At 45.0% G+C, this 22342-nt stretch carries 17 protein-coding genes; 9 read left to right on the forward strand and 8 right to left on the reverse strand.

Annotated elements, in window-relative coordinates; translation table 11 throughout:
* Window positions 1-73: 73 nt before the first annotated feature.
* Window positions 74-1861: a pyruvate kinase gene (gene pyk, locus JGK11_RS10885; RefSeq protein WP_293177597.1), complete on the reverse strand. Its 1788-nt coding sequence runs from the start codon at window positions 1859-1861 to the stop codon at window positions 74-76.
* A 428-nt stretch (window positions 1862-2289) separates the two neighbouring features.
* Here pyk and crtR point away from each other — a divergent pair, with 428 nt between their 5' ends.
* Window positions 2290-3180 carry a beta-carotene hydroxylase gene (gene crtR, locus JGK11_RS10890; RefSeq protein WP_293177805.1) on the forward strand — a complete coding sequence of 297 codons (891 nt, stop codon included), beginning with the start codon at window positions 2290-2292 and terminating at the stop codon, window positions 3178-3180.
* Between the two features lie 133 nt (window positions 3181-3313).
* Window positions 3314-3889 carry a Uma2 family endonuclease gene (locus tag JGK11_RS10895; protein WP_293197554.1) on the forward strand — a complete coding sequence of 192 codons (576 nt, stop codon included), beginning with the start codon at window positions 3314-3316 and terminating at the stop codon, window positions 3887-3889.
* A 468-nt stretch (window positions 3890-4357) separates the two neighbouring features.
* Here the strand turns inward: JGK11_RS10895 and aroH are convergent, their stop codons facing one another.
* Window positions 4358-4765, reverse strand: a complete 408-nt coding sequence (aroH, locus tag JGK11_RS10900) for a chorismate mutase (RefSeq protein WP_293177591.1) — start codon at window positions 4763-4765, stop codon at window positions 4358-4360.
* A gap of 227 nt (window positions 4766-4992) precedes the next feature.
* A complete protein-coding gene (sppA, locus tag JGK11_RS10905; protein WP_293211631.1) occupies window positions 4993-5811 on the reverse strand; it encodes a signal peptide peptidase SppA in 819 nt (272 codons plus the stop codon).
* 596 nt (window positions 5812-6407) lie between these two features.
* Here sppA and JGK11_RS10910 point away from each other — a divergent pair.
* Entirely contained in the window at window positions 6408-7478 is a 1071-nt protein-coding gene (locus JGK11_RS10910; RefSeq protein ID WP_293211653.1) for a DMT family transporter, read from the forward strand.
* Here JGK11_RS10910 and JGK11_RS10915 read toward each other — a convergent pair.
* From JGK11_RS10915 to JGK11_RS10925, 3 genes are all read right to left on the reverse strand, one after another.
* Window positions 7475-7894: a PIN domain-containing protein gene (locus tag JGK11_RS10915; protein ID WP_293177585.1), complete on the reverse strand. Its 420-nt coding sequence runs from the start codon at window positions 7892-7894 to the stop codon at window positions 7475-7477. The two genes, JGK11_RS10910 and JGK11_RS10915, sit on opposite strands and share 4 nt — an antisense overlap.
* Window positions 7891-8181, reverse strand: a complete 291-nt coding sequence (locus JGK11_RS10920; RefSeq protein WP_293177582.1) for a hypothetical protein — start codon at window positions 8179-8181, stop codon at window positions 7891-7893. Before JGK11_RS10920 ends, JGK11_RS10915 begins: the two co-directional genes overlap by 4 nt.
* 81 nt (window positions 8182-8262) lie before the next feature.
* Window positions 8263-9429, reverse strand: a complete 1167-nt coding sequence (locus tag JGK11_RS10925) for an AAA family ATPase (RefSeq protein ID WP_293177579.1) — start codon at window positions 9427-9429, stop codon at window positions 8263-8265.
* Window positions 9430-9476: 47 nt separating this feature from the next.
* On the opposite strand from JGK11_RS10925, the gene JGK11_RS10930 reads away from it, so the two are divergent.
* From JGK11_RS10930 to tcmP, 3 genes are all read left to right on the forward strand, one after another.
* On the forward strand, window positions 9477-10337 hold the full coding sequence (locus JGK11_RS10930) for a M20/M25/M40 family metallo-hydrolase (RefSeq protein ID WP_293211634.1): 861 nt from the start codon (window positions 9477-9479) through the stop codon (window positions 10335-10337).
* Window positions 10338-10407: 70 nt separating this feature from the next.
* Window positions 10408-14346, forward strand: a complete 3939-nt coding sequence (locus JGK11_RS10935; protein ID WP_293211655.1) for a hydantoinase B/oxoprolinase family protein — start codon at window positions 10408-10410, stop codon at window positions 14344-14346.
* Window positions 14347-14433: 87 nt separating this feature from the next.
* Window positions 14434-15723: a three-Cys-motif partner protein TcmP gene (tcmP, locus tag JGK11_RS10940; protein WP_293211636.1), complete on the forward strand. Its 1290-nt coding sequence runs from the start codon at window positions 14434-14436 to the stop codon at window positions 15721-15723.
* A gap of 64 nt (window positions 15724-15787) precedes the next feature.
* On the opposite strand, the gene JGK11_RS10945 is transcribed toward tcmP, so the two are convergent.
* Complete coding sequence (locus JGK11_RS10945) at window positions 15788-16516, reverse strand: phage Gp37/Gp68 family protein (RefSeq protein ID WP_293211638.1); 729 nt, start codon at window positions 16514-16516, stop codon at window positions 15788-15790.
* A 222-nt stretch (window positions 16517-16738) separates the two neighbouring features.
* Here JGK11_RS10945 and JGK11_RS10950 point away from each other — a divergent pair, with 222 nt between their 5' ends.
* The gene (locus tag JGK11_RS10950; protein WP_293211640.1) at window positions 16739-17386 is read left to right on the forward strand and encodes a sigma-70 family RNA polymerase sigma factor; all 648 of its coding nucleotides are present in this window, start codon (window positions 16739-16741) and stop codon (window positions 17384-17386) included.
* 233 nt (window positions 17387-17619) lie between these two features.
* Window positions 17620-17940: a 2Fe-2S iron-sulfur cluster-binding protein gene (locus JGK11_RS10955; protein WP_293157012.1), complete on the forward strand. Its 321-nt coding sequence runs from the start codon at window positions 17620-17622 to the stop codon at window positions 17938-17940.
* Between the two features lie 250 nt (window positions 17941-18190).
* Here the strand turns inward: JGK11_RS10955 and treS are convergent, their stop codons facing one another.
* Entirely contained in the window at window positions 18191-21568 is a 3378-nt protein-coding gene (gene treS, locus JGK11_RS10960; protein ID WP_363319173.1) for a maltose alpha-D-glucosyltransferase, read from the reverse strand.
* Between the two features lie 471 nt (window positions 21569-22039).
* On the opposite strand from treS, the gene JGK11_RS10965 reads away from it, so the two are divergent.
* Complete coding sequence (locus tag JGK11_RS10965) at window positions 22040-22267, forward strand: hypothetical protein (RefSeq protein ID WP_293177558.1); 228 nt, start codon at window positions 22040-22042, stop codon at window positions 22265-22267.
* Window positions 22268-22342: the final 75 nt, after the last annotated feature.

The raw sequence follows: 22342 nt of genomic DNA on the forward strand, positions 1-22342 counted from the left end.
GCACAAATTCAACAAAAAAGCAATGAGCTGTAGAATTTCATGAAAAACTCCACAACCCAAAACTCATAACTTGTTAAACCGCAAGTTCTCCGTCTGTTGAGCCGCCGCGGGCACCGGAATAAACCAAGCCACGCTGCATATCCAGCGTCAGCATCGTGCCGTCCCGAATTACCCGCATGGCATTCTCCACACCCACCATCACCGGCACGCCCAAACGCAAACCGATAATCGCGGCGTGAGAAGTCAAACTTTCCTCCTCCGTTACCACACCAGCGGCTTTGCGAATCATCTCCACAAACTCGGCGCTGGTGCGTTCTACTACTAAAATGTCTCCTGCGTGGAAATTGGCTACATCCGCAGCAGTGCGAGCAACTCTGGCCATGCCGCTCACAGATCCTAAACCGACACCGGTGCCTTTGCCTAAAACGGCTGTGACTACCTCAATTTTGATCAAATCCGTCGAGCCGGCAACCCCTTGCTGAGTACCGGCTGTCATCACTACTAAATCTCCGTCGCACAGGAACTCTTTTTCTTGGGCGACATTAATGGCAGATTGAAATGTCTGGCCTGTTGAGGGCAAATCCAGCACCAGTAATGGTTTGACTCCCCATACTAATTGCAGTTGTCGGGCTACGTCTACGTGGGGAGTAACGGCCAAAATCGGTGTTTTGGGTCGGAATTTCGAGACGTTGCGGGCTGTAGCGCCGGTTTTGGTCAGTGTCATAATCGCCGCTGCGTTTAACTGTTCGGAGATTTGGCTGACTGCTTGGCTGATGCCGTTGGTGATCGATCGACCAACATCTTCTACATTTCTAATATTGCCCCTAATTCCTTCCCTCTCCATCCGCACTGCAATTCTCGCCATCGTCGCCACCGCTTCGACGGGGAAACTGCCGACTGCTGTTTCATTGGAAAGCATTACCGCATCCGTTCCGTCGAGAATGGCGTTAGCTACGTCGGAAATCTCGGCACGGGTGGGACGGGGATTGTTGACCATGCTGTCGAGCATCTGGGTAGCGGTAATCACCGGAATCCCCATGCGGTTGGAAGTCGCAATCAAGCGCTTTTGCAAAATCGGCACGTCTTCGGCGGGCAGTTCCACGCCCAAATCGCCCCGGGCGACCATCACGCCGTTGCAAAGGGCGAGAATTTCTTCCATTTGTTCGATCGCCTCGTGCTTTTCGATCTTAGCAATTACCGGTACTTGCTTGCCCGCACTGGCAATCAGTTCTTTAATTTCGAGCATATCCTGGGGATTCCGCACGAAGCTGAGGGCTACCCAATCGACACCTTGGTCGAGGCCAAACATTAAATCTTTGCGGTCTTTATCCGTGAGCGCTTTAATTGACAGGTATACGCCCGGAAAATTCACGCCTTTGTTGTTGGAAAGCGGGCCGCCGACAACGACGCGACAGTACAATTCTCCCGCGCCGCGGTCTACTTTTTCCACACGCATTTCCACTTTTCCGTCGTCGAGCAGAATTACGGCTCCCTCTGGGACTTCCGAAGCTAGGGGTTCGTAGGTGACGGAGGAAATCAGCTCTGTGCCGGCTACCGGGCGGCTGGTCAAAATGAAAGGATCGCCGTTTTTGACAACTATAGAGCCTGTTTCAAAGCGCCCCAAACGAATTTTTGGGCCTTGAAGGTCTTGGAGGATGGCGACCGGCTGGTTGAGTTCAAAGGACGTTTGTCTGATTAAGCGAATGCTGCGCTGGTGGTCATCTTCTGTTCCGTGGGAAAAGTTGAGTCGCAAAGTTGTGGCGCCAGCTTCTATGAGGTTGCGGAGCACTTCTGGGTCGGATGTTGCTGGGCCAATGGTGGCTACAATTTTAGTTCGGCGTAGGGCTTTTGGCAGTTGCATGAATTGAGATGGGGTGGCTGGAGGATTTCTAGTTTAAATTTCGGCTAACTTTTCATCTTTCAGTACAAGCAATGACGCTAGTCTCAAGTCTTAAAAATTTTGATAGTCGTCAAAACAGCAGGCATTGACCAATATATAGAATATCTGACTTTTTACCGATCGGTAATCTTTTCTTGGCGATCGGCTTTTTTAGAAAATATTTCCGCTCCCAGGGTTGACATAAATACAGATATACCCATTTATTAGACTTGAGCTGCTCTGCTATGCGGCTAATCTAGGATTGGGATCGTTTCACAGCAGCAATACTTGGCTTCTTGTGCAGAGGCAACTGTCTGGCGATCGGACTCTGTTTTTTCACGAAACTTTACTATTGGCAGACTTGTATCTTATACTACGCAAGTGTGAAATATTAAGGAGTGTTAACAAAAATGTCGGAGGCAGGACGGCCGCTGACAGTGCCGAAAGAGTTTCTGAGTCCTCCGGGTGACTTGAATCCGACGCTGCTGTTGTTTTTGAGTGCATTAGCGATTATCGCGATTTCCTTTGTGGGTTACTGGTACGGGGACTGGCCGGATTGGTGTTGTTTTTCGCTGAACGTGCTGGCGTTGCACATGGCTGGAACGGTGATTCACGATGCGTCTCACAACGCGGCGCACCGCGATCGTACAATTAACGCTATTTTGGGACACGGTAGCGCGCTGATGTTGGGCTTTGCTTTCCCGGTATTTACGCGGGTACATATGCAGCATCACGCCCACGTTAACGACCCAGATAACGATCCAGACCATTATGTTTCTACGGGTGGGCCTCTGTGGCTAATTGCTGCGAGGTTTTTTTACCACGAGATTTTCTTCTTTAAGCGCAAACTGTGGCGGAAATACGAACTTTGGGAATGGTTTTTCAGCCGTTTGTTTGTGATCGGAGTGGTTTATCTCTCAATTCAATACGACCATTTAGGCTATGTGCTGAACTTTTGGTTTTCTCCTGCTTTGGTAGTGGGGTTAGCCTTGGGCTTATTTTTTGATTATTTGCCACACCGTCCGTTTCACGAGCGCGATCGCTGGAAAAATGCCAGAGTATATCCTAGTCCAATTCTGAATATTTTAATTTTGGGACAGAACTATCATTTGATCCATCACTTGTGGCCTTCAATTCCTTGGTACAATTACAAGCCAGCTTATGAAGCTGTGAAGCCGCTGTTAGATGAAAAGGGTTCTCCTCAAAGTCTGGGAATATTGGAAGGTAAAAAGGACTTTTGGAGTTTTATATATGACATCTTTTTAGGGATTAGGCTGCATCACAAGAAAGCCACTGATTGACAAAAAATCCGGTTTCTTCGAGAAGCCGGTTTTTTTATGTTTTTTATCTAAGCCAATCCCAACCGAAAAAGGTAAGCTAAAATAAATTTATCTGCTGGAGAAGCCTATTTCAATTCAGCAGATCCTAACTGCCATGACCCAAATTACTCTCGACCTCAACCCAATTATCAAACTTACCGAAGAACAGTTTTATTTACTCTGTCAAGAAAACCCAGATTTAAAACTAGAAAGGAACCCTAATGGAGAATTAATCGTGATGCCGCCGACAGGAGGAGAAACCGGAAAACGTAACGTCAAACTGATTGTACAACTGGCAATCTGGAACGAGCAAACTCAACTCGGCGAAGTTTTCGACTCATCGACAGGGTTTACTCTACCAAACAAAGCCGATCGATCTCCCGATGTCTCTTGGGTCGAAAAATCTCGCTGGGAGGCTTTGACTGCACAACAAAGAGAAAAATTCATCCCGCTGTGTCCCGATTTTGTGATTGAAATTCTTTCACCAAGCGATAGCCTGAAAAAAACTCAAGACAAAATGCAAGAGTATATCGACAATGGCTGTCGTCTGGGTTTGTTAATTAACCGCAAAAAGCAACAAATGGAAATTTATCGCCCCGATCGAGAAGTTGAGGTATTGCAAGAACCTCAAACTGTTCCGGTAGATGTGTTGCCGGGATTTACCTTGAATTTACGGCAAATCTGGGATTAACAACAGACTGTTGCAATCCATAACAATTGCAGCTAATAGCTCAACTTCATCAATACTTAATCAGGACTATACCTGTACATTATGTGTTTTTCAGTTGGCTCGTAAACAATTGTGTTTTTCTGATTTTTCAAAGGCTTAGTGTGTTTAATTTGCGCGTCAACAATTATTAAGGGAATTAGACCTGGATCGAAAGCCGGACAAGTTCCGTCTGCTCTAAAATGTTGGCAGTAGTTACATCCTTTGGGAGCATCTCATTTTTGTAAAAGCATTTTTTTCTTATAGTGCGAGCGTCCCCGCTCGCGTATCGTATAATACGCGAGCGGGGACAGCACTATTAAATGCAAAACTGAGATGCTCCCCATCCTTTGTAATCACTCATTTTGTTATTACATCTTTTCATTCCTCAGTTAAAAATCAACCCACCATGGCTGGTGGGTTTACTCTTGAATCAATCAAAAAGTGATTTTCTTATTTTTCCGCAGCAACCGCGACGGCTAAATTCCAATCGGGCCGCAAATTTTGAGCTCCGCGCAAATAAGGATGATAAATTTCGGTGTGTGCGGGCCAATTGACGTGAATTAAAAAGCGGATGCAGCGTTCTAATGAACCCTTAACGTACATTTGCTGCACGTCCAACAAAGGAACATTGCACCACCGAGGGCGTTCGCGGGCGATCGCAGCCGGAAAGACAGCATCCAAATCGCGGGTAACAGAAAACGTAACACTAATTATTAATTCCGGATCTAAATTATTTCTTGTTTCTAATTCATCTAACAGTTCTCTCACCGCTTCTCGAATTGCTTCTACCGAATTATCGCTGGCAGTTGTTGCCCCGCGAATCGCCCGCACTTGCCAATCCACGCAAATATTCTCCATTTTTTATCAGTTGTCAGTTGCTAGTTGTCAATGGTTATTGGTTATTTGTTACTTGTTATTTGTTACTTGTTATTTGTTATTTGCGTTGCCATGAGCGGAGTCGAAGGGTTACTTGTTATTTGTTGGTTTGTCAATAACCAACAACCAACAACCAACAACCAACAACCAACAACCAATAACCAATAACCAATAACCAATAACCAATAACCAATGACTAATTTATTTAATCACGGGCGATACAGCCACAGCGGCAAACCGCTAGTAGACAGCTCGAATTCCAGCAAATTCTTGTAAGCCCAAAGCCCGGATGTATCCAGACTACTCCCCAAAACGCGATTTAGGAAAGGTTTTTGTTTTTCTAGCGTGCAGCATTCGGTTTTTTCCGGGTCGAGGCCTGCGAGTTCGGCAGTCCAGCGGCGAGCGTCCTCTTCGGTTCCGAGTCGATCGACCAAACCCAATTCTAAGGCTTGCTGGCCGGTAAAAACGCGACCGTCGGCAAAAGTTTTGACGTTTTCAACGGGGAGTTTCCGGGCTTCGGCGACGGTTTCCACGAATTGCTGGTAGCTGCTGTCGATCAAGTCTTGCAGAATTTGCTGTTCGGGCTCGGTCAATTGTCGATCGAATGCCAAGATATCTTTATAGGGCCCGGATTTAATCACCTGAAAAGAAACGCCAACTTTTTCTAACAACCGTTCTAGATTGTTACCACGGATAATCACGCCGATGCTGCCAGTAATTGTACCGGGATTAGCAACGATATGTTGAGCTCCCATGCCGATGTAAACTCCGCCAGAAGCTGAAATATTGCCAAAACTGGCGACAATTTTGATTTTTTCGCCCAAACGCTTGAGGGCGCTGTAAATTTCTTGGGAATCGCCGACAGTGCCGCCGGGGCTGTCTATCCGCAGCAGCAAGGCGGGAAATTTGCGCTCTTCAACGGTTTTGAGCGCTTCTAGAACTCGTTTGCGGGTTTCTCCGGCGATCGCTCCGGTGACTTCGATGCGGGCGATTTGTTTGCGGTAGCGGGGCTTGAATGGCCAAATCATGGGCAGTTTCGGGCAATGTGAAATTTTGTATCTCACTTCTAGTGTGCCTTATTCATTGGGTTAGATGTTGTGCTTGTGTTCGCAACAGGCAAGATGCCTGTTCCACAACCAATTTCACTGATTTTGGAATGCAACAGGCAAGATGCCTGTTCCACAAACAATTTCACTGATTTTGGAATGCAACAGGCAAGATGCCTGTTCCACAACACATTTCACTGATTTTGGAACTGCAACAGGCAAGATGCCTGTTCCACAACACATTTCACTGATTTTGGAACTGCAACAGGCAAAATGCCTGTTCCACAACCATTGCAGAAATTGTGGAACTGCAACAGGCAAGATGCCTGTTCTACAACCAATTTCACAAATTGTCGAACCGCAACAGGCAAGATGCCTGTTCCACAACCATTGCAGAAATTGTGGAACTGCAACAGGCAAGATGCCTGTTCTACAACCAATTTCACAAATTGTGGAACGGGCATCTTGCCCGTTCGATCGCACTTAACCCACCTTCGATATATAATTGTAAAAATTGCTTAACAAATCTACATCATTCCCGAGAGCGCCACTCTCATCAATTATTTGGAGCCTCCGCCATGCAGCTAAAACTTACCGATTCTAAACTGCCCTTTGCCCCGCTGTTACTCATTGCGCCGTTTTTCCTGTGGGGAACCGCGATGGTAGCGATGAAAGGGGTGATGCCACACACGACACCGCTGTTTGTGGCTGTCGTGCGTTTAATACCTGCGGGCGTGTTGGTGTTGCTGGCGGCGGCATTGATGGGAAAACAGCAGCCTGTCGGTTGGAAAGCTTGGCTGTGGATTTCGCTGTTTGCATTAGTTGACGGCACTTTGTTTCAAGGATTTTTAGCCGAAGGTTTGGCGAGAACCGGTGCGGGTTTGGGTTCAGTGATGATTGATTCTCAACCGCTAGCCGTGGCGATTTTGTGTTTGTGGCTGTTTCAAGAAAAAATAGGTTTTTGGGGCTGGTTGGGCTTAGTAATTGGCGTTATCGGCATCAGTTTGATTGGATTGCCGGATGGCTTTATTTTGGGGCTGTTTCATCCTGAAAATGTGCAGGTTTCTGCGGGTATCGAAAGTGTGTTTCAGGGCGGGGAATGGTTGATGCTGTTGGCGGCTTTGTCGATGGCTGTAGGTACGGTTTTGGTGCGGTGGGTGTGCCGCTATGTTGACCCGGTGGTGGCGACGGGCTGGCACATGATTTTAGGGGGTTTGCCGTTGTTGGCGATTTCGGCGGCTACTGAGTCGGGGCAGTTTGTGAATATCGATTTGTCGGGTTGGATGGCTTTAGGGTATTCTACTGTGTTCGGAAGTGCGATCGCCTACGGTTTATTCTTTTACTTTGCTTCAAGCGGCAGTTTGACGAGTTTAAGTTCTCTAACGTTTCTGACTCCGATTTTTGCTTTGCTGTTCGGGAATTTGTTGTTGGGCGAAGTATTGAATCCGCTGCAATCGATGGGAGTCGGGCTGACTTTGGTAAGTATTTATTTGATTAATCAGCGGGATACTTTGGCTGAGAAATTGGGGAAAGGCCGGAATGGTGCAGCGAATTCTGAGGAGGAAGTGCAGTTATTAGAGTCGTCGGAGTTGAATGCAGTTGAATTTCCCGTGCAAGTGCGGGCTACAGAATTGGAGCCGGAGGTTTAGACAGAATTGGTTAACTCTTCAATTAACTGATTGGGAGTGACAATTCGAGGAGTTGTCACCGGAAAATCTCGCGGGTTGCGGGTGACAATGGCATCAATTTGATTGACTACGGCAGTGCTATACTGAATCGCATCTTCAAAATCCTTGAAGTTGGAAATTAATGCCATTGAAATAGCAGAGCTATCCACAGTCGCCACTTGACAAAATGTGGCTATATATTTCAAAAACTCAAGCGTTGAATCTCGACCTTTAACTTTACGTATGATGTAGTAAATATCGCCAAAAGTAGAGGCTGAAATATAACCTTCTACTTGTGCCTGTTCAACAAAGGACAAAACTTGTTCGCTTTCACCAAAAAATTGCTGTCGTTCAAGGGCGATATCTAAGATGATATTGGTATCTAGCAAGATTTTCATAGCTTGTGTTTCTCCTTCAAAGCTTCCCATCTAGCTTCCTCTGCATCGAAGTCAGGCGGGACAGGCTGAGTATTCTCAAACCAGGCTTGCAAAGCCTTGATTTTAGTTTTCACTTTTCTTTTAAGGTTAGCTTCTTCTGACTGGATTACTAGCTGTGGGGAACTGACAACCGCATCAGCCACCGGCCAAACGATGATTTCCACATCTCCGGCTGGCATATCCAGGGATTCCAAAACTACCAAATTCCCAGCCTCATCTATTTTACCTCTAAGTTTGTATGCTTGCATACTAATCTCCTAAGCTTTGTCTCTATTATAGGACATAAAAATTCGGTAAGTCCCTTTGTAATCAATCCAAACTTAATCATATTAAAAATTTTCAGGAAGTCCGCCGATATAGCCCCTCAAAAATGCCTCTGATAAATCTACAGGTTCTTGTCCATCCAAAGGTTCCGGGTTGAGAATACGTCTAGCTTTAGTATAACCTAATTGGTTGCGGGAAATCACAAACAACCGCTGTTCATCATCATCTAAATCTAAGCCGTCCAAAACAGCGGGGTTATGAGTTGTCAAGATGACTTGTTTATCGTTATTTTTTGCTAGTTCGACTAATTCTTCGATTAATCTGCGACATAATCGAGGATTTAAGGAAGCGTCAATGTTATCTATTGCAAAAAATTTAGGTGTGAGTTCGCTTATGAACAAGGTAAAGTAAAAGAGTAAAAACAAAAAGCCTTCATTCGAGCTTCTTTGGTCAAAGTAACTTAAATCTGTATCTAAGTACCTATCTGTAATTTGGAGAGAAGTTTGCATCGCTGATAGATTGTGAGGAATTTCAAAATCTTTAAACCAATCTATCAATTGCAGCTTGTCTTTGATTTGATTAAGTTTATCTGGGTTATCTGCATTCAAGATATTTATAAGTTTAAACAAACCTTGACCATTAATGCCTAATGGTTGAATTTGCCCTTCTTTTTCAAAGGTTCGTAAAGCTGGGTTTTCAGGGGAGTAAACAATAAACTTATTTAGATAATATAATTCAATAAATGAGTCTACATCCTTGTTGAATATTGATAATTCTTGTTCCGTTAGTTGAGTTGCTCCTTTTAAAATTGATAAAAGTTTGTCTTGTCCCCCGTATTGCTCAACAAAAAGTTTAAGAGCATTCTCTGTAGATATTTCAGAATTACCAAAAAATTTTTTACTAATCCACTGAGAATAGGGAGAATTATCATTTTGTAAAATACAACTAAATTGTTCTTTATCATTCTGTCTTAATTCAATGCTGATATCTTTAGTAAGATTATCTTTTTCAAAAGCCGATCGCATAAATCGAGGTTCTGTCACCCGAATCCCCCGTGCAGCAAGAAACTCGTTATCCAGTTTATCATTAGCAGCCGCCGAAGCCAGGGCGATCGCCTCCAAGATATTGCTCTTACCGCAGCCATTTTCGCCAATCAGTACGGTGACTCGTCCTAATTCCAGCTTCAGCTTTTGAATAGACTTGTAATTTTTGATTCTGACTTCTTTAATCATAATTAAATCCCCTATAATCTGAATGTACTCATTGTATCTCCGATCGCATGGATCTAAAAGAACGCCTGCACAGCCACCTAATTCAAATTGTACGCGATCGCAATCCTTACTTGGCATCCGCAGGGCACTTCTATGTGCAGCAATACATTCGCGAACAGTTGGGACAGTGGGGCACTGTAGAAATTGACGATTTTGCGGTGCGCGGGCGAATTCATCACAATTTTATCTTGGATTTACCCCCCCTCAATCCCCCCCTTGCTAAGGGGGGGAAGCAAGAAAATTTGCCGATTATTATAGGCGCGCATTACGATACTGTGCCGGGGACGCCTGGGGCTGATGATAATGCTACGGGTGTTGCTGTGTTGCTGGAACTCGCAAGGGCGATCGCACTTCAACCGCTAAAATATCCAGTACAGTTAGTTGCGTTCGATATGGAAGAAGCTGGTTGTTGGGGAAGTAGGCATTATGCAGCTAAATGCAAGCAACAGCAACAGTCAATTCGGTTGATGATTTCTTTGGAAATGTTGGGTTATTGCGATCGCACTCCGAACTCCCAAAGCTATCCGGCGGGACTAAAATATTTTTATCCGAATATTGGCAATTTTATTGCTTTAATTGGGAACTTGCGGACTGTGCGCGATATGATTACTTTGAGCAGAAATATCCGCAAAGTCGGTCAGGATTGCGAGTGGTTGCCGGTGCCGAATCGAGGTTTGATTGTGCCGGATACTCGCCGCAGCGATCATGTTCCTTTTTGGGATAATGGTTATCCGGCGATTATGGTGACGGATACGGCTAATATGCGGAATCCGCACTATCATCAACCGAGTGATAAGATTGAGACTTTGGATTTGGATTTTTTGGCTGGTGTTTGTGGGGGCTTGGTTGAGGCTATTCGATATCTATAATTTTATTTTAATGAACTGCGAAGACGCGAAAAACGCGAAGGAATAAAGAAAGAAGATGATAGAAAAAGATATGAATGTTGATTTTCCCGATCGCACTTGCTGGCAATTTTGGATCGATCGCGGTGGTACTTTTACCGATATTGTCGCCCAAAGTCCTGATGGTAGGTTAGTTATTCACAAGCTGCTGTCGGAAAATCCCGATCGCTACACCGATGCAGCAGTGCAAGGAATTCGCGATATTTTGGGGATTGAGGCGGGGGAATCGATACCGGCGAACAAGATTGCAGCGATTAAAATGGGGACGACGGTGGCGACAAATGCTTTACTGGAACGTAAGGGCGATCGCACTATTCTGTTAATTACCAAAGGTTTCGGCGATGCGCTGAGAATTGGCTATCAAAATCGCCCGAATATTTTCGCCCGCCACATTGTGCTGCCCGAGATGTTGTACGATCGCGTTATTGAGGTTGCAGAACGTTACAGCGCCCGAGGTGAAGAGTTAATTGCTGTCAATCCTGAGTTTATCCCGGCTTTGCAGCAAGCCTACGATGACGGAATTCGCAGTTGTGCGATCGTCTTTATGCACGGCTACCGCTATTCGGAACACGAAAAACAAGTTGCTCAAATAGCCAGAGAAATTGGTTTTAGTCAAATATCAGTATCTCACGAAGTCAGCCCTTTAATGAAATTAGTTTCGCGGGGAGATACTGCGGTTGTCGATGCTTATTTATCTCCGATTTTACGCCGATATGTCGAACAAATAACCAGTGAGTTAATTGAGGTAGGTTCTCGGAATGAGGGATTATTAATGCCCAATTCCCAATGCCCAATTCCCAATGCCCAATTCCCCCAATTAATGTTTATGCAATCAAACGGCGGCTTAGTTGATGCCGCCCAATTTCAAGGAAAAAACAGTATTTTATCAGGCCCGGCTGGGGGAATTGTCGGTGCAGTTCAAACGAGTAAAAAGGCTGGTTTTGACAAAATCATCACCTTTGATATGGGCGGAACTTCGACAGATGTTGCCCATTTTAACGGCGAATACGAACGCGAATTTGAGACTGAAATTGCAGGGGTGAGATTGCGATCGCCCGTGATGGCAATTCACACTGTAGCAGCCGGTGGCGGTTCGATCGTGTTTTTTGACGGCGCGCGCTACCGTGTCGGGCCGGAGTCTGCGGGCGCAAATCCAGGCCCTGCTTGCTATCGGAAGGGCGGCCCTTTGACGGTGACTGATTGTAATGTGATGTTGGGGAAAATTCAGCCTGATTTTTTCCCGAAAGTGTTTGGATTGACGGGAGATTTGCCGATCGCCTCTGACGTAGTTAAGCAAAAATTCGTGCAGTTAGCGGGGGAAATTGGGGGCGAGAGGACACCGGAACAGGTGGCGGAGGGGTTTTTGGCGATCGCGGTGGAAAAGATGGCTAATGCGGTGAAAAAAATCTCGCTTCAGCGCGGTTACGACGTTTCCGAGTATACGTTGTGCTGTTTTGGCGGTGCGGGCGGCCAACACGCTTGTGCGATCGCCGATTGTTTGGGCATGAAACGGGTGTTTATTCATCCCTACGCGGGGGTGTTATCCGCCTACGGTATGGGTTTGGCTGATGTGCGGGCTATGCGCGAAAGGGCGATCGAGCAATTATTAACTGCTGAATTAATTGCGGATTTGCATGATATTTTAGCGCAATTGGAGGCGGAGGGAAAAGGGGAATTGAACCGCAGAGGCGCAGAGGGCGCAGAGGGAGAGAAAGAGGTTTTGGTTGTGAGGAAGCTGCATCTTAAATATCAGGGAAGCGATTCGGTTTTGATGGTGAATTTTGCTGGGAGTGTTGAGGAGATGCAGGCTGATTTTGAAGCAGCACACCGACAGCGTTACAGTTTTATTATGCCGGAAAAATCGCTAATTGTAGAAGCAGTTTCTGTAGAAGTTGTAGAAACAATGGATGTACTGGATAATTCTACAACTTCCCCATCTTGTGGCACAGGCATCTTGCCTGTGGCTGATAATTATACAACTTCCCCATCTTGTGGCACAGGCATCTTGCCTGTGGCTGATAATTATACAAATCCCCCATCTTGTGGCACAGGCATCTTGCCTGTGGCTGATAATTATACAACTTCCCCATCTTGTGGCACAGGCATCTTGCCTGTGGCTGAAGCATCAACAAATCCCCCATCTTGTGGCACAGGCATCTTGCCTGTGGCTGAAGCATCAACAACTTCCCCATCTTGTGGCACAGGCATCTTGCCTGTACAAATGTATGTTGCTGGCGGGTGGCGAGAAACACCTGTTTATCAGAGAGACGATTTGCGATCGGGCGACTGCATTACGGGCCCGGCGATGATTGTCGAAGCAACTGGAACTAATATCATAGAACCGGGTTGGGAAGGCGAAATCACCGAAAACAATGACTTAATTTTGAACCGCAGATCCGCGCCGATGAATGCAGTTAAAACCCATTCATCGGCGGTTAAATCAGATCCAGTTTTGCTAGAAATTTTTAATAACTTATTTCGCGCCATCGCCGAACAAATGGGCGTGACTTTACAAAATACAAGTTCCTCAGTCAACATCAAAGAACGCCTGGACTTTTCCTGTGCAATCTTCGATGCAAACGGGCAATTAGTTGCCAACGCGCCGCACATTCCCGTGCATCTCGGTTCCATGAGCGAAAGTGTTGCAGCTTTAATCCTAGCACAAAGTCATACTATTAAACCGGGCGATGTTTATGTTTCTAACAATCCCTACAATGGCGGCACGCATTTACCAGATATCACCGTTATTAGTCCAGTATTTAATCGTGATTCCTCGCTTCCTTTATTTTATGTTGCGTCGCGGGGACACCACGCCGACATCGGCGGCATCACTCCCGGTTCCATGCCTCCCAATAGTAAAATAGTCACTGAAGAAGGCGTATTGTTTGACAATTTTCAGCTAGTCAGCGAGGGTAAATTCCGAGAAACAGAATTACTACAAATTCTGACAGCCGGGGATTTTCCGGTTCGCAATGTCGCACAAAATATCGCAGATTTGCAAGCCCAAATTGCCGCCAACAATCGCGGTTTAGCAGAACTTGTCAAGATGGTAGAACATTACGGCTTGGAAACAGTACAAGCTTATATGGGTTTTGTGCAAGACAATGCTGAAGAATCTGTGCGGCGCGTAATTGAGGTTTTGACTGATGGCGAGTTTACTTATCCGATGGATAGCGGCGGACAAATTAAAGTAGCTATTACAATTAACAAGTCTGCGCGCAGTGCAAAAATAGATTTTACTGGCACTTCTTCCCAACAATTCAACAATTTTAATGCTCCCGCTGCGGTGTGTAAAGCGGCTGTGTTGTACGTTTTCCGCACCTTGGTAGATGACGATATCCCTCTGAATGCTGGCTGTTTGAAGCCTCTCGAAATCATCAATCCCGCTGGCTGTATGCTGAATCCGCGTTATCCGGCGGCTGTGGTTGCGGGAAATGTGGAGACATCGCAGAATATTACGGATGCTTTGTATTGTGCGCTGGGTGCGATCGCATCTTCTCAGGGCACCATGAATAATTTCACATTTGGCGATCGACGCTATCAATATTATGAAACAATTTGCGGCGGTTCGGGTGCTGGTGCAAATTTCGACGGCACAGATGCGGTACAAACTCACATGACTAATTCGCGTTTAACCGATCCAGAGGTGTTGGAATGGCGGTTTCCGGTGTTGTTAGAAAGTTTTGCAATCCGGGCTAATAGCGGGGGGAATGGATGTCATCGCGGCGGTAATGGAGTGGTGCGGCGAGTGCGGTTTCTGGAGGCGATGACGGCGGGAATTTTATCGGGGAGGCGAGTGATTTCTCCGTGTGGTTTGCATGGAGGTGAAGCGGGGAAAGTTGGCCGGAGTTATGTTGAAAGATTTGATGGAAATGTTGAGGAATTGGGAAGTACGGCGAGTGTTGAGATGGATCGCGGTGATGTTTTTGCGATCGAAACCCCCGGAGGTGGGGGGTTTGGAGTGTCCGAGTAAAACATAACTTTGCTCTAACTCTTTTCATATCGTAACTTTTATGCTACATTAATGTTCATTATAGCATTTTACCTAGGGATATAAAAAATGGAAGGAAAGCAATTATCTCTATTTTCAGAAGAACCAGAAAATTCAGAAAACTTTTTTGAACGCAAACGAGACTGGTCAGCATCTAAACATCGGATACTGCTTAAATACCTACAAGCATTTTGCTATAATCTTGGAGGTGATGGAAACTATCAATCCGATCATATCAACTATGTTGATGGTTTTGCCGGTACCGGGAAATATAAAGAAGGAATTGGAATTGAAGATTTTGTAAATAATTCTAATTTTTGGACAAAGTATCAACATAACTTTGAAAATACAGATGGTTCACCCTTAATAGCTCTAAAATGTGCTAACCTTTTTGGTCAAGAAAAACGAGTAAACTTAAGATGCTTTTTTGTAGAGGCTGAAGCGGCGTCTAATCAACAGCTTCAAGAAAACTGTCGAGATATCGGCAAAGATTTGTTTTATAAAGTTTATGAAAATCAAAAATTTGAGGTGGCTTTTCCAGAGGTGATGAATGATTTGAACAGCTATCCTACTTTATTTTTTCTTGACACTTTTGCTGTCAAAGGAGTTACTTTTGAGCATATATATGAAATAGGAAATTATGTCCGTCAGAATAAAGGAGAGCTATTTATACTATTTCACAACAGTGCAGTAGCTCGCCATGCGGGGCATCATAAAACCGCATATGATAGCATAAAAGAGCAAAAAACTGCTGAAACTTATATCAAAAACTTGACTAAACTCCTAGGTGTCAATTCAGACCAAGATTGGAAACCAAAGTGGCTAGAACTTAAAGATCAACCTCAACAATTTGAAAAATGGGCACTGGAATATTTTAAGGAAAGAATGAAAAGAGAAGCAGGGTTTAGAGGAGCAACCAGTTTTGAAATTAAAGAAAGCTACAGTGATCCCAGACCAAAATATAGTATTGTAGTAGGTAGCAATCACCCCAAAAAAGCTTTTGGAAGTTTCTTGAACGATTTCGTTTGGGAGGAGGAAAGATTGCTATTTTTCAAGGACAGTCACACAGGAATTAAAAAATTCTTAGAAAAAGAATGGAATTCAGATCAGCAGAAAAGATTAGCTGAAATAAAAACTCAAGCTATCAAAAGTTTGGGCAAGCTTAATGATTGGATATCTTTTGAGGATGCAATTACTCATCTAATATTAGAAATGAATGACATAGGACGTTTAAAGCGAACTCATTACAACAATGATGTTTTAGATTGGTTGTACACAGAACAACTGATAGAAATCAAAAATCCTTCTAAGCAGAAAAAGCCTTACACATTAAAAAGCCACTTTAGGCTTAAAAAATGATACGAATATCCAACAGTATCTGTAAGAAAATTTATTTTTTTTACTCAACAGGGATTAAGGGTAGTTATTTGAGCCATCTTTTTTGATGTTTCTTCCATGCTTCTGGCATCTCATCCCAAATTTTCTCATCCAATAATCTCCCAGCAGCTTTAGGTGTTCTACCTCCCCATTGCTTAAAGAAAAACGCGACTCCAGCATCCTGACATTGATCCCGAATACTTTGCGCCCATTCTTCCTGCATTGGACGGTATTTTTGCCCCGACTCTCCCCCAACTATTACCCAGTGAATATCCCTTAGATCGAGTTGCAAAGGCCCTAAAAGTGGTTCGCATGATAGAAATCTGACCTTTGCAGGTACTTGTCGCAAACAATCAATCCTGTTAACATAGTTTTGATTTTCAACAGACACCCCCATCCAAATATTATCAGACCAATCAAGTTCAGGCGCTAACTCTAGTAAACGTTTGTGTCGTTTCGTAAGAATTTGATAAATGTGGTGAGGAGTTTCACGCATTACCTCAAAAACTTGTTTCAGAAACTCAATAGAAACATCTTCGTGGAACAAATCGCTCATTGAGTTAACAAAAATGCGACTAGGCTTTCGCCAAGTCTTAGGTTCGTTCAAACGTTTTGGGTATTCCGTTAAAGTAAACCCGTTAGGAAAATTAGTGTGAAACCTTTTTGTTAATGCTTCTGCATAACAATGGGTGCAGCCGGGACTGACTTTATCGCAGCCAGTTGTTGGATTCCATGTGCGATCGCACCATTCTATACCAGTATTAATGCTAGACATACAAACACTCGATCCTTGAAATAACTAATTATCTTTTTAGGTGCGCTGGATACATAGAGTTTATATGTATCAATTTAGATTAATGCAGCATCACCTACAACTCCATTATATAATTAAATTGACTTAAATATAAACAGTTTTTCAGCAGTTGCATCAAATGTAGATCGTAGTGTAGAATCAGGCTGCAATAGCATTGATTCCCAAAACCTTTACAGAACAATTGTGCAAGCACCTGTTTTTTCCGAACTCAACCACCCTGTGGTCAAATCCCTGTTCCATCACAGCGATCAGGAATTATTGACTTTGTTTCAAAACCATCCCGATCAGGGCCGCTTCTTTACGGCGATTTTTTGCCGCTACGCTCAAATTGTACACTCCCTGATCCGTCATTCCGTGCGATCGCCCGTACAAGGCGATTACCTGTTCGCCCACACCTGGCAGCACATCTATCACGAGCTCCGAGGCCTCGATTTGCGCCGCGAAACCCAAGATCCCGATAGCGACAATCTCAGTCTCCAAAATTGGCTGATTAATGTCACCGCTGTCTGCATCAATCAAGCCGAATTACCCCCAGTTGAGTCTATTCACTACTCTTTGCAATCCGCTTCGCCTCCCCTCTGGTGTTACGTCAGACAAGCCTTAGAATTGTTGGCGCCACTCCCCCGTTTAGTCGTGTTGATGGCCCAGACTTTCCGCTGGAGCGAAACTCGAATTGCAGCTTATTTGCAAGCAGAAGGTGAAGCTATTTCGCCCGCTCAAGTTAGGGCTTTGCTGCAAAAAGGATATCAAACTTTAGAGTCAAATTTGCCGCAGGATATTCGCGCTATTTATCTGGATGAAAATCTCGATTATCAAGAAGCACTTGTCTAGCAGTCGATAATTCCGCTAATATCAATTATTCTTCAGTCCCCCTCTGCTGCGGACTTTGTTTGACAAGAAGAGGTTTCAATCGCCGATATCAAGAAGCTAACATCAATTATTCTTTAGTCCGCGGAGGCGGACTTCGTTTGTGTAGACGCGGTTTCAACCGCCGAGTCTCGATTGTATTTGACAAAAATCGGTTTCAACCGCACTAATAGTCGGAAATAATATCAGAGGTGAAAATGGCAGTTTATCAAGTTCGGCTGGTGAATGAGGAGCGATCGCTCGATCGCACGATCGCAGTACCGGACGACCAGTATATCCTAGATATGGCAGAAGATGCCGGCATCCGCTTGCCGAATGGATGCAAGCAAGGAGAGTGTTCTGCTTGCGTTGCCAAACTGCTTAGCGGTGAAATCGACCAAAGCGAACAAAAGTTTTTGAAGCCCTCAGAATTGCAAGCTGGCTACGCTGTTACCTGTGTCGCTTACCCGCTTTCTGACTGCACTTTGTTAACTCATCAAGAAAAAGTTTTATATGAAGCAGCTCTCTATTTTAAGTAATGCCAGATGCGTATTATATATTGTCAGAGTCTCGCTAGCGATTCCACAAAGGTGTGCATATTATAGTGCTGTCCCGATCGCGAGCTGTCAAATTCCGTGACATCATAATTATATTATAGTGCTGTCTCGCTCGCGATGACAGCTCGCGAGCGAGACAGCACTAAATTCAGAGAATTATTATTCGTATACCAGCAGAAACGAGTTAATGCCAGGTGCGCCACAAGCACCCTACTCACTACTTAAAAATCAACTACGGCTTGCCATTAAATTTCAACAATTCCAGAATCCGCTTCAGCGGAATTTCCGCCCAATCCAAGCGGTAATTGAGTTCGTAGGCCAGCTCAGCAACCCCTTTTTCCAAAATGTAAGCATCCAGCAAAACTTGTAGTTCTGGTATAGATTTTGGCAAGAAACTGGCATCGGCTGCTGTTACCAAATAGCTGTTAAGAAAAGTGAGGCTGACCCAGCGGTGCCAAACATTCGCCCACTGCTGCATCTCCGGAAGATTTTCAGGGCGGATCATACCGCTTTCAACTTCATTTCGCAGTGCCAAAGTAACAGCATAATTGAAAGATTGTAGCATTCCCGCCACATCTCGCAGGGGCGATCTTTTCATCCGCCGCTCGCTTAACGGTCGATTCCGTTCTCCTCCGAAATCAATAATTACGAAGTCTTTACCTGTATAAAGAACTTGTCCGAAATGGAAGTCCCCGTGACAGCGAATTCGATCCGCCGTGATTCTCAAGTTCAAAATAGACTTGAAACGTTCCATCAGCAACTCTTCCCGGTTTAGGAGATTTTGTGCTAGTTTATGCGCTTCTGGCGGCAGTTTTGACAGCCGCTTTTTCAGCAGCAGCAAAGTTCTTCCTGCCATATTTCTCATGTGTTGGTAGATGGAACGCTGGTAAAATGAGGTGAAGTTTTCTGGAGCAAAAGCGGGATTTTCGGTGTCTGAAGCTAAAGCGAGGTGAAGTTCCGCTGTCCGCTGACCTAAAAGTTCGGCTGATGCTAAGTAAGAGCCGATTAGTTCGCGAGCTAAGGCCGGAATTTCTAGGGATAAATCGGCTACTAGAGAGTTTGGTTGCCGCATTTGTGCGGTCAAAGCGCTGGGTAAATAGTTTTCGGGATCTGTCGATAAATTATCGCCTAAATGCTTGGCTTCTACTGTCATTACTTGCTCGAAATAGTCGCGCAGCGTGTCTAATGTATAAGACCAAGCGTCCCTGCTGTCGGGGATTAGTTTTTGCAGTATTCCGACTGTAATTACTTGTTTTTCGGCTGTGTGATATTCCAAGGCTCCGGCAATTGGAGCGTAGTGTTGGATCGGGTTGCGATCGGTTAAAAACCGCCCGATTTCTAATTCGGGGTTGATTCCTTCTTCGACTTTTCGCAATATTTTTAGGACGTAGCGATCGCCGTAAGCTGCGGATGTATTGCTTTGTTCTTTTTTGAACAGGTGAGGTTCGAGCTGCGATAAATCTTGGTCTGAGTTGAATGCAATGTCGGCAATTCCCACCAGTTGACCTGCTGTACCTTTGTAACTGCGAGAATTGCCGATCGCCCCCAGCAGCGCGCTCAGCAGGCCTTTGTCCCCAGCAGCATCAAATAGCACCCCGGCTTCGTTGCTTTCAGGGAAGTGCAGGCGTGCGATCGCGCGATCGTCCGCATCGCCTTTCATCTCTTCCCAACCTACGGGCAAAACGTAAGTTTCCGGCATACCTTCTGTATAATTCAACAGCACAAACAGAATGTAAACTGTAGATTCTTCTCCCGCACCATTGTGACATTCTACAGGAATAATTTCACTAATTTCCAACGATTGAATCGTCCTATCTGCACCGATGAACCAGCGATTGCTGCGTAAATAGTTTGGCAAAAGAGAGAGTAGCATCTCGCTTAATTGACTTGTTACAAAAGCGGTTTTCCAATTGCCGATTACCGCCAAACTAGGCAAGTTTGTCTTAAAACCGTGCAGCGAAAATTCTTCGGGTTTAGGAGTAAGAGTAAACCAGTAAAATGTGTGAGGACTCAAACTCAAAAAGTAAGGTGATTCGCCAACAGGTGGAAACTCAGCGCGACCGAAAATCTCCACCGGCACAGCACCTTTAAACGGAGAAAGGTCTAATTCTGCCGTCTGCACGAAGCGCGACAAATTAGCGACTACGAGGATGTGTTCGTCTTGATAAGTGCGAACAAAAGCTAAAACTTTGCGGTTTTCTGGGTACAGAAACTCGCAAGTGCCGCGGCCGAATGCTTGGAAGCGCTGGCGCACAGCAATCAAGCGTTTCATCCACCACCAGAGTGAACTTGGATTCGCCCGCTGCGCTTCCACGTTCACAGATTCGTAGTGATATTCAGGGTCAACGATTGGTGGCGCGTACAGCCGCTGCGGGTTAGCGCGGCTGAAACCGGCATTGCGATCGCTACTCCACTGCATCGGAGTTCTCACCCCGTTGCGATCGCCCAAATAGATATTATCACCCATCCCAATCTCATCGCCGTAGTAAAGCACCGGCGTACCAGGAAGAGACAGCAGCAAAGCATTCATCAACTCAATGCGGCGGCGGTTATTTCCCATCAGCGGAGCCAAGCGGCGGCGGATACCCAAATTAATTCTCGCCTGAGTATCTTGAGCGTAAACCCGATACATATAATCTCGGTCTTCATCGCTCACCATTTCCAGCGTCAATTCATCATGATTCCGCAAAAACAATGCCCACTGACAATTATTAGGAATCTGCGGAGTTTGCTGGAGAATATCGCTAATTGGGAAGCTATCTTCCATGTGCAAAGCCATAAATAAACGCGGCATCAGCGGGAAATGAAAATTCATGTGACATTCATCGCCACCCGAGTAATATTCAACCGCATCCTCCGGCCACTGATTCGCCTCAGCAAGCAGCATCCGGTTCGGGAATTTCTCATCTACGTGCTGCCGCAAATGCTTGAGAAATACGTGAGTTTCTGGCAGGTTTTCGCAGTTAGTACCTTCCCGCTCGTACAGATAAGGCACGGCATCCATTCGCAGTCCATCTACTCCCAGTTCCAACCAAAAGTCTACCACATCTAAGATGGCTTGGCGGACGGCGGGATTGTCGTAATTTAAATCTGGTTGGTGAGAATAAAAACGGTGCCAGTAATAAGCTTTTGCTACCGCATCCCAAGCCCAATTAGAAGTTTCAAAATCTTGAAAAATAATCCGAGCATCTTGATATTTTTCCGGCGTATCGCTCCACACATAAAAATCTCTTTCGTTACTGCCTTTCGGGGCGCGCCGCGCTCGCTGAAACCATGCGTGCTGGTCGGAAGTGTGGTTGACAATTAACTCAATAATAACTCGAATTCCGCGCTGGTGCGCTGCTTCTAAAAGCTCTTTAAAGTCGTCTAACGTGCCGTAAATCGGGTTGACGGTGGTATAGTGAGATGTATCGTAGCCGTCGTCTCGGAGTGGCGAGGGAAAAAATGGCAGTACCCAAATTGCTGTTACTCCCAAGTTTTGCAGGTAATCTAGTTTTTCTGTGAGTCCCCGAAAGTCGCCGATGCCGTCTGCATTGCTGTCTGCAAAAGCGCGAATTGGTACTTCGTAAATGATGGCGTCTTTGAACCACAAGGGATCGTTATTTAACATTGAGTTTGGCATAATTTTTATGGGAGAATGGTAATTTGGATTTGGTAATTTGGATTTGGTAATTTGGATTTGTTAGTGAAAAATCCAAACTGATAAATCATAACGCATAATTCTATCGCGATTCGTCATGCCAGTGGTAGAGTTTTAATCGTAATTTATGAACGCAAAACTTATAAGTTCTTAACTAAAAAAATTAAACAATCTTATTTGTTATTGCGGATACAGTTCATGATTCGGATCTCGATCGCCGTATTACAGACCCGTGCTTGGCGGTGCACGCCCTACATACTTATATATAAATCCTTTCCCCGTGTCCCCTCTCCCCCTCGAACCCTCTCCGGCGGCCGTCGGAGTGACGGTTTTTACTACCTACCGGACGGTTTGCACGACACTACACTGCCTTGACGCTGTTTGTAAATTTTTGTTACATTTGTTTACATAAAGCAACAAAAGTTTAAGGAAATAGCAAAAATGACTATTGTAATCGCTCTTTTGGTCGTCGGTTGGGTCGCAGCATCTTTAATTGGCACTCAAGCATATTTCCTGGGCGAACAGTCCAAGCCCATTCACGATCGCAATTGGAGCAATGAATCTTTTGAACAACTGGCAAAATCGATGACTGGAACAGAAATTGATTACACTGTTCGCGTTCCCGCCTACAGCATGGATGCTTACACCAGTCGCACGATGGCTAATTAGTAATATTAAGCAGCAGGCTTGACTATTTTGAATAACAGGCTTTCTGGCCTGTTCCACAAGCAGATTTATTTTTGT

The organism is Microcoleus sp. PH2017_34_RAT_O_A (genome assembly GCF_020737885.1).
Taxonomy (GTDB): Bacteria; Cyanobacteriota; Cyanobacteriia; order Cyanobacteriales; family Microcoleaceae; genus Microcoleus.

Bases quoted from the DNA above. Each gene is read 5' to 3' on its own strand.
- pyk (WP_293177597.1), bottom strand. From the start codon at position 1,861: ATGCAACTGCCAAAAGCCCTACGCCGAACTAAAATTGTAGCCACCATT.
- crtR (WP_293177805.1), top strand. From the start codon at position 2,290: ATGTCGGAGGCAGGACGGCCGCTGACAGTGCCGAAAGAGTTTCTGAGT.
- JGK11_RS10895 (WP_293197554.1), top strand. From the start codon at position 3,314: ATGACCCAAATTACTCTCGACCTCAACCCAATTATCAAACTTACCGAA.
- aroH (WP_293177591.1), bottom strand. From the start codon at position 4,765: ATGGAGAATATTTGCGTGGATTGGCAAGTGCGGGCGATTCGCGGGGCA.
- sppA (WP_293211631.1), bottom strand. From the start codon at position 5,811: ATGATTTGGCCATTCAAGCCCCGCTACCGCAAACAAATCGCCCGCATC.
- JGK11_RS10910 (WP_293211653.1), top strand. From the start codon at position 6,408: ATGCAGCTAAAACTTACCGATTCTAAACTGCCCTTTGCCCCGCTGTTA.
- JGK11_RS10915 (WP_293177585.1), bottom strand. From the start codon at position 7,894: ATGAAAATCTTGCTAGATACCAATATCATCTTAGATATCGCCCTTGAA.
- JGK11_RS10920 (WP_293177582.1), bottom strand. From the start codon at position 8,181: ATGCAAGCATACAAACTTAGAGGTAAAATAGATGAGGCTGGGAATTTG.
- JGK11_RS10925 (WP_293177579.1), bottom strand. From the start codon at position 9,429: ATGATTAAAGAAGTCAGAATCAAAAATTACAAGTCTATTCAAAAGCTG.
- JGK11_RS10930 (WP_293211634.1), top strand. From the start codon at position 9,477: ATGGATCTAAAAGAACGCCTGCACAGCCACCTAATTCAAATTGTACGC.
- JGK11_RS10935 (WP_293211655.1), top strand. From the start codon at position 10,408: ATGAATGTTGATTTTCCCGATCGCACTTGCTGGCAATTTTGGATCGAT.
- tcmP (WP_293211636.1), top strand. From the start codon at position 14,434: ATGGAAGGAAAGCAATTATCTCTATTTTCAGAAGAACCAGAAAATTCA.
- JGK11_RS10945 (WP_293211638.1), bottom strand. From the start codon at position 16,516: ATGTCTAGCATTAATACTGGTATAGAATGGTGCGATCGCACATGGAAT.
- JGK11_RS10955 (WP_293157012.1), top strand. From the start codon at position 17,620: ATGGCAGTTTATCAAGTTCGGCTGGTGAATGAGGAGCGATCGCTCGAT.
- treS (WP_363319173.1), bottom strand. From the start codon at position 21,568: ATGTTAAATAACGATCCCTTGTGGTTCAAAGACGCCATCATTTACGAA.
- JGK11_RS10965 (WP_293177558.1), top strand. From the start codon at position 22,040: ATGACTATTGTAATCGCTCTTTTGGTCGTCGGTTGGGTCGCAGCATCT.